Origin of the sequence: Lactobacillus melliventris, assembly GCF_042679465.1 — a bacterium.
GTDB lineage: Bacteria > Bacillota > Bacilli > Lactobacillales > Lactobacillaceae > Lactobacillus > Lactobacillus melliventris.
Window position 1 is genome coordinate 62,878 of the sequence record NZ_JBHTMT010000010.1, and the last position, 7,351, is coordinate 70,228.

The 7,351-nt window shown below is 37.1% G+C and carries 5 protein-coding genes; 3 read left to right on the forward strand and 2 right to left on the reverse strand.

The genetic code is table 11. The features are described from left to right. Nucleotides 1–62: 62 nt before the first annotated feature. Together ACFQ32_RS09945 and ACFQ32_RS09950 are read right to left on the reverse strand one after the other, a co-directional pair. Complete coding sequence (locus ACFQ32_RS09945; protein ID WP_167334231.1) at nucleotides 63–1,586, reverse strand: SLAP domain-containing protein; 1,524 nt, start codon at nucleotides 1,584–1,586, stop codon at nucleotides 63–65. A 194-nt stretch (nucleotides 1,587–1,780) separates the two neighbouring features. Further along, complete coding sequence (locus tag ACFQ32_RS09950) at nucleotides 1,781–3,304, reverse strand: SLAP domain-containing protein (RefSeq protein WP_046324139.1); 1,524 nt, start codon at nucleotides 3,302–3,304, stop codon at nucleotides 1,781–1,783. Between the two features lie 162 nt (nucleotides 3,305–3,466). Between ACFQ32_RS09950 and ACFQ32_RS09955 the strand changes: the two genes are divergently transcribed. From ACFQ32_RS09955 to ACFQ32_RS09965, 3 genes are all read left to right on the forward strand, one after another. After that, nucleotides 3,467–4,789, forward strand: a complete 1,323-nt coding sequence (locus ACFQ32_RS09955) for a replication-associated recombination protein A (protein ID WP_046324140.1) — start codon at nucleotides 3,467–3,469, stop codon at nucleotides 4,787–4,789. 321 nt (nucleotides 4,790–5,110) lie between these two features. Then, complete coding sequence (locus ACFQ32_RS09960; protein ID WP_046324141.1) at nucleotides 5,111–6,190, forward strand: AEC family transporter; 1,080 nt, start codon at nucleotides 5,111–5,113, stop codon at nucleotides 6,188–6,190. 19 nt (nucleotides 6,191–6,209) lie between these two features. Continuing rightward, on the forward strand, nucleotides 6,210–7,208 hold the full coding sequence (locus ACFQ32_RS09965) for an NAD(P)-dependent oxidoreductase (protein WP_046324142.1): 999 nt from the start codon (nucleotides 6,210–6,212) through the stop codon (nucleotides 7,206–7,208). Nucleotides 7,209–7,351: the final 143 nt, after the last annotated feature.

Genomic DNA, 7,351 nt, shown 5'->3' on the forward strand with positions numbered 1-7,351 from the left:
TTGTCTATTATATTTGCTTGGACTATTTTTGTAAAACTAATATTGCTCCGGCCAGTAGCCATTTAATCACCCGGCGGAGTAGACATAGTTGTCAGCTGCTTTTTAGCGGTTTTAACGTACCAGACAGCTTCATCTACCTGCGTGACAGTTGCCTTATCAGACCTTAACATAGCAGAAGCGTTTCTTAAGGCACAATCATAATTAGACATAAGATCATCATAAGCACTATTTTGTGCTATATCTTTTCCTTCATTAAAAAGTGTGAGCAGTTCCTGCTTATCAGCTCCTGTCGCAATCTTTTGCCCATTTTCAGCCTGCGCAATCGTATTCAGTGCTTTTAACTTTAACCCGCTGACGTATTTCACATCGTTCACCTTAATAAAGTTATTGCCATAGATTAGTGCTTGCTTTTTTGCAGGGTAAGTTGGCTCTGAATTTGGCACCGGGTTTGGTTGGTTGGCATCAATCACACTGGCGTCACTGTAATTTAAACAATGATAAAACAGTTCCGCCTTATTTTCCTCAGGTACCCAGAGGTACATTAAGCCATCAACTGTAAGATTACTGTATTGCGGCTTTATAATACGTTTACCAATTGTCTTGCCAGCTGTGTCATAAAGTTCAACGCTGTTGTCTGTCACTGGCGTAACGTAAGTATAAACTAAGTCGCGATAATCAATGATAGGCAGATTCCTGTTCAGCTTAACATTGTCCTCATCAACATATTCATCCGGGTAATCATGTAATCTGTATATATAACCCTCGAAGCCATCACTTTCATAAGGAATAACAGTTAAATCAAGTTTAATCTTTTGTCCTTTTTTGAGTTTCCGCTTTGCGGCAGAAAAATTTATTGTTGTAGTATAAGTTTTTTTAGTGACTGTGGCATTTACAGTGCCGTTGTAGCGAGCAATGTGGCCATTAATGTAGCCGACGTTGGCTGCTTTAATGTAACGATTATGTCCTAAAGAATAATAATATTTCCCTTTGATTTTATGAGTAGGTATGTAGCGGGGGTTGAAGTATCTATCTATATCTTTAAGATAGTAAAAATATTTGGGTGTTTTAGTAGCAGTCTTAGCTTTTCCTTGGTACTTAACTACTGTATTAGTTCTTAGTTTCTTTCCCGTTGGTTTGCCAGTCTTGGTGTAAATCAGTGCATCGTGTTTGATAGTCAATTTACCTTGTGGGATATTGCGCCCATTGACTTTTAAAACATTAGCACTATTAATGTAATAGTTATGCCCTAAGTGGTAAAATTTTTGTCCGTTAATTTTTTTAGTGCCGTAGTAGGGATAGCTGGTTCTACTGTCATCATCATAAACTATCATTTCTGTAGTCAAATAGCCCTTGGGATCAGAGCTAAAGCCGTTAGGAATGTTATAGCTATGTGTACTCTGATTTTGCTTCAATTTTATTTTATGGCCTGACGGGTTGTAAACATAATCACTCTCAAGCAGTGTGACTTTTCCTTTGGCTTTCTGAGCTGCTTCTACTGTTTGGGGGTTAGCGGTATATGGCAAAAATAGAGTGGTGGATAGAGCCAAGGCTGTTAAGCCAATGCCAACTTTCTTGAAAAATTTCATTTTATGACCTCGCAAAAAATTACTTATGTTAATATCATTGTACCCTAAACTGCTGCTTAAAATTGTTTTATTATATAAATTGTTAGAACTTTTGTCTGATTTACAATATTTTGGCAAGGGTAAACTAATTTTCAAATTAAGCAATAAAAATAGAGTTAATCCACCATAAAAGTGGACTAACTCCATTTTTTAATTTAACTCCATTCGGCAAAGTTTAAAGTACTCAATTGAATTTTAGTTGTGTCAAGTAGCCAAATTGCCTGCTTTACTTGAGCAATCGTTGCTTTTGGAGATTGTAAAACAGAAGAAGCAATCATCAAAGCATTATTATAATTACTTACTGCACTTTGTTGCTCACACTTAACATTCTTGTTATTCTTATTTTCCTCAAATTTTCTTTGCAATTCTTGCTTATCCTTATCTGTTGCTACTTTCTGATCGTTCTCAGCGTCTTTAGCAGTATTGAGAGGGGTAAGTTTAATTCCACTGGCAAAAGTAACATCACTAGCTTTGACAAAGCTGTTAGTATAGTGAATCTTATCTTCTGTCGATTCAATTAGTTTATTGGTTTTGTCAAACTCTGGTTTTTTAAGATCAGTGCCGTCGTTATTAACGAAATAGCTTCTGTCTGTTCTGTAGGTTAAAAAGTGGTAAAACAATTCTGCTTTGTTTGCGCTAGGTACCCATATGTAATAAAGACCATCAACGGTCAAGGGGCTTTGATTACGATTCCTGTAACTGATGCCTGTTGTAGTGCCGTCAAAATTATAGAATTTAGTATTTGTCGTCGTATTAGGCTTTACATAGGTGAATGTAAGCTCATCGTAACTTGATGTTGGCAAATAGTTTCTTAATTTAATGTAACCTTGACCAACATATTCGTTAGGATAATCGTGCAGGCGATAAATATAGCCTTCAAAGTCTTCTGCCCAAGGTTGAACCGCTAAATCAACTTTAATTTTTTGACCCTTTTTGAGAACGTGCTTAGTAGAATCATTGGTTAATGTTTGAGTTGTCGTCTTTTTGAGAACAGTAGCATAGGTCACGCCATTGTACATAAGGGGATACCCATCTATACTATCAACGTTATTTGCTCTAATATAACGATTTTTCCCTATTGCATAACAGTCTTTACCATTAACAGTTGCTGTCGGCAAGTAATAAAAAGTTGCCTTTTGCTCAGAAACGTTAAATTTTGCAAAGTAATATTTTTGATTAGATTGGGTTTGCTTAACCTGGCCCTGATAGTTAACGACTGATTTAACTGGTAGAGTCTTGCCTTTTAGTTTACCTGTTTTAGTATAGATCGCAGATCTGTGATTCAAAACCAGCTTACCGGTCTTAGAGCTTTTACCGTTAACGTTATTAACATCACCGTCATTAATATATTCTCCTTGACCAATTTTATAGTATTTTTGCCCATTAATCATTATTGTGCCGTAATAATCTAAGGAGTCGACATCAAAAGAAGAAACATAGCAGAAACCATTAACGTCTGGTTCAATTACAGAATAATTCCCGTTTTTTCTTGCTTTAAGTCTTTGACCATATTGATTATATACGGGTGCGTCATTGACTAAAGTAATTCTGTTTTTAGCTAGTTTTTGTGCTTTTGGCGCAGCTTGCACTGTTTGAACATGATTTAGACTTGGCAGCAGCGGACTAATTGTCAACACTGTTGCGGCTAAGCCAATACCAACTTTCTTGAAAAATTTCATATCTTCACCTCATAATATACAAATTCTTTACTTATATCATTGTACCGCAAACTAGTTAATAAATTTATCTCAAACAAGCGTTCGATTATTTTTGCTTGCTAACAAATGCTTGTATAATTAGGTTAGTAAGTGTCTGAAAGTAAATAAAAAGAAGATGTCATGATGAAGCAAGAATCATTATTTGCAAATAGTGGACAAAATGAACCATTGGCTAACCGTGTACGTCCCCAAAACCTAGATCAGTTTGTAGGGCAAGAACAGCTGCTGGGACCGGGAAAAATATTGCGGGAAATCATTGATAATGACCAAGTTTCCTCAATGATTTTTTGGGGACCACCGGGAGTCGGCAAAACAACTTTGGCGGAAATAATTGCCCGGCAGAGTCAGGCGAGTTTTTTCAACTTTAGTGCAGTTGACAGCAGTATTACTAAAATCCGCAAGATTATGAAGCAGGCTGAAGCAGAACACGAAGTAGGACAAAAAACGCTGGTATTTGTTGATGAAATCCATCGTTTTAACAAAGCACAACAAGATGCTTTTTTGCCTTACGTTGAACGTGGCAGTATCACGTTAATTGGTGCCACGACCGAAAATCCTTCTTTTGAGGTTAATTCAGCGCTGCTTTCACGCTGCAAGGTTTTTGTCTTAAAACCGCTTGAAGTCAAAGATATTATCAAGCTATTGCAAAATGCTTTGCACAACCCTAATGGTTTTGGCAAGTTAACCGTTAAAATCAGTGAGCAGGAGATTAAAGCCATTGCTAAATTTGCCAACGGTGATGCCCGAACTGCTTTAAACACGCTGGAAATGGCAGTTTTAAACGGCAACAAAAATGGTAATACAATCGCTGTGACCATGGACAATTTGGGACAATTAATCACGCAAAAGTCAGTCTTGTATGATAAAGACGGGGAAGAACACTACAATATCATCTCCGCTTTGCATAAATCAATGCGTAACAGCGATGTAGATGCGGCAATTTATTGGCTGTCGCGGATGCTTGAAGGTGGAGAAGATCCGCTTTATATTGCACGCAGACTAGTGCGCTTTGCCAGTGAAGATATTGGCTTGGCAGATACTAATGCACTGAATGTGGCGGTCAACGTCTTTCAGGCTTGTCAATTTATAGGGATGCCGGAATGTGATGTGCATTTGACGGAAGCAGTGATCTATCTGTCACTTGCGCCAAAGTCAAATGCAGTTTATAAAGCTAGATTAGCCGCTGAAGAAGATGTTAAGAAGACGATAGATGAACCAGTGCCTTTGCAAATTCGCAACGCTCCGACTAAGTTGATGAAAGATTTGGGCTATGGTAAAGGTTACCAGCTGGCGCATTTTGCTAAAGACAAGTTAACGACAATGAAAACTATACCACCGAGTTTAGAGGGACACGAATATTATTTGCCGACCTCGCAAGGCCATGAAGACCGCTTTAAAAAGAGGCTGGAGCAAATTAAAGAATGGCATAAAGAACACGATAATTAGCCTGAAACTTTTTCTAAAGTCTGGTTTCATTAGTTTAATTGCCAAAAGAATATGAAACGCCGCTAAAATTGATTAGTTAGATTATAATGTGACACCGCTATTCGAGCATCAACTAAAAGCAGGCAAACCACAATTTGAATGGTTTGCCTGTTTGCTATGAATTCGAATTTGTCCTAATTTTGGGATTAACATTAGATGAGCAAGTCACGGCTTTTAAATTTACATAAGTTACAAAAGGTTACTTTAGTTTGATAAAGTTATTAGTTTCACAAATAAGTAGTATTATCAATGTGAAAAGAATAACTAATAGGAGGAAATAAAATGAATATTGCGCAAGCAATCAAAGTAACTTTTTCGAATGTTGCGATTGTCAGTTCAATAACGTCAACAATTTTCATTATTCTATTGGGCTTTTACCTGCGTAAACGCGGTATTTTTACCGAAAAGTTTGGAAAAATATTGTCCAAAATAGTTTTGACAGTTGCGTTACCAGCATTGGCTTTTAACTCATTCATGCAACCAATTAGTAATGAAACTTTATCACAAGGGATGAATGTTTTAATCTGGGGAATTGTAATTTATATCATTTTGATATTCTTGACCCCGTTGTCTTATGTTAAATACCCTAAAGATAAAAGGGATGTTTTGGCAGTATTGACCACATTTGGTTCAACTACTTTCTTTGGTATTCCAATTGTAGGGGCTGTTTTCGGTCCTAAAGGTATCATGTACAGCTCTATCTTTAACATTGGTTACCGAATCTTTTTATATTCATATGCGTATATCAAGATGTCCGGACTCAAGATGAAGGCCAGCAACTTAAAGAAGATGTTTGTCAACCCGGTCGTAATTGCTACATTCTTGGGTCTGATTTTATGGTTGTGCCAAAATTACGTACCTCAAGTAGCTGTTAAACAAGCAGTTAACGGCGTAATCAATGCCAATGCCCCGATAGTGCACGTTGCGTTTTACCGTATTGACCAAACCGCAATTTGGCTATATAAACCAATGCAATACTTAGCAAATCTGGCTTCACCTCTTGCTTGGTTATCAATCGGTTCTACTTTAGGTTCAACTTCATTCAAAGAAGCTGCTGCCAACAAGACTTCATGGTACTACAGTTTTAACAAGGTTATATTAGTGCCATTATTGAACTTACTGCTCCTAGTTATTTTATCTGTAACTAATATTTTACCTGTTAGCTACATTGCATTAGGAACAATTATCATCATGATGGCTACACCAACTGCAGCTGTTGCATCATCTTATGCAATCAGTTTTGATCGTGAGCCGGTGTTATCTTCTGATGCATCATTTATTTCAACAATTATGGCAGTTATTGCCATGCCAATATGGATCGCTTTTCTGGGCGTTCTCAGTCAAATTGGTATATTTCATTAATTAGGAAGGAAATTTTAAAATGTTTAAAATAGTAGCCTATGGCGTTCGCGAAAATGAAGTTGATTATTTTAAAAAATTAAATAAATATAATTACGAATTGCAGCTGGAATCCGACATGTTAACTCATGATAATGTTGAAACGGCTAAGGGAGCAGATGCAGTTTTACTCAGAGCCAACTGTGTAGGTGATGCAACCAACTTAGCTAAATTCAATGAGTGGGGCATTAAATATGTTTTCACGAGAACAGTGGGATATAACCATATTGATCTCAAGGCCGCCAAGAAATATGATATGAAAGTTGCCCGCGTTCCGGCTTATTCACCATACGCAGTGGCTGAATTAGCTATGACTTTAGGAATGATGCTCTTTAGACATACCGCCTTAGCTACCACCTTGACTAATAAGGGAAACTTTTCAGTTTCGACTGCCACTTTTTCAGGGGAAGTCCATTCCAGTACAGTAGGTATTATAGGTACGGGTAGAATTGGTGCTACGGAAGCACAACTGTATCATGGCATGGGGACCAATGTTTTGGGCTACGATCCTTATCCAAGTGATTTTGCTAAACAATACGTAAAGTTTGTAAGTCAAGACGAATTACTAGCTCAATCCGACATTGTTTCAATTCATGTACCTTATTTCCCAGGGCAAAATGATAATTTGATAGATGAAGCTTTTCTAGGTAAAATGAAGAACAATGCGGTTCTGGTCAATACTGCCAGATCACAACTGGCAGATTATCCTGCTGTGATTAAGGCAATTAAAGATGGTCAAATTGCCGGCTTTGCCAGCGATGTTCTGCCTGATGAAGCAGAAGTTTTAGGCCATAATTATAATGGCAATATCACTAATGATTTAACCAGACAATTAACAGAATTGTATCCTAAGGTTTTATTAACACCTCATATTGGTTCATATACCAGTCCTGCTTTAACAGACATGATCAACGTCAGTTATGAGAACTTCCACCAGGTATTAGAGACTGGTCATACTGATAATGATGTGAAACTTGACTAAAATTTATCTAAATAAAAAGCAAGCTACGACTGAAGTTAACCCCCGGAATTGGACAAAGATTCCAATTGAAGTGCTCCATAATAGTTAGACATTAATCTGACTATTAGGAGCACTTTTTTCATGACTAAATATTCAACTACTTT

Coding starts and splice junctions, on each gene's coding strand:
- ACFQ32_RS09950 (WP_046324139.1), bottom strand. CDS start 3,304: ATGAAATTTTTCAAGAAAGTTGGTATTGGCTTAGCCGCAACAGTGTTG.
- ACFQ32_RS09960 (WP_046324141.1), top strand. CDS start 5,111: ATGAATATTGCGCAAGCAATCAAAGTAACTTTTTCGAATGTTGCGATT.
- ACFQ32_RS09965 (WP_046324142.1), top strand. CDS start 6,210: ATGTTTAAAATAGTAGCCTATGGCGTTCGCGAAAATGAAGTTGATTAT.
- ACFQ32_RS09955 (WP_046324140.1), top strand. CDS start 3,467: ATGAAGCAAGAATCATTATTTGCAAATAGTGGACAAAATGAACCATTG.
- ACFQ32_RS09945 (WP_167334231.1), bottom strand. CDS start 1,586: ATGAAATTTTTCAAGAAAGTTGGCATTGGCTTAACAGCCTTGGCTCTA.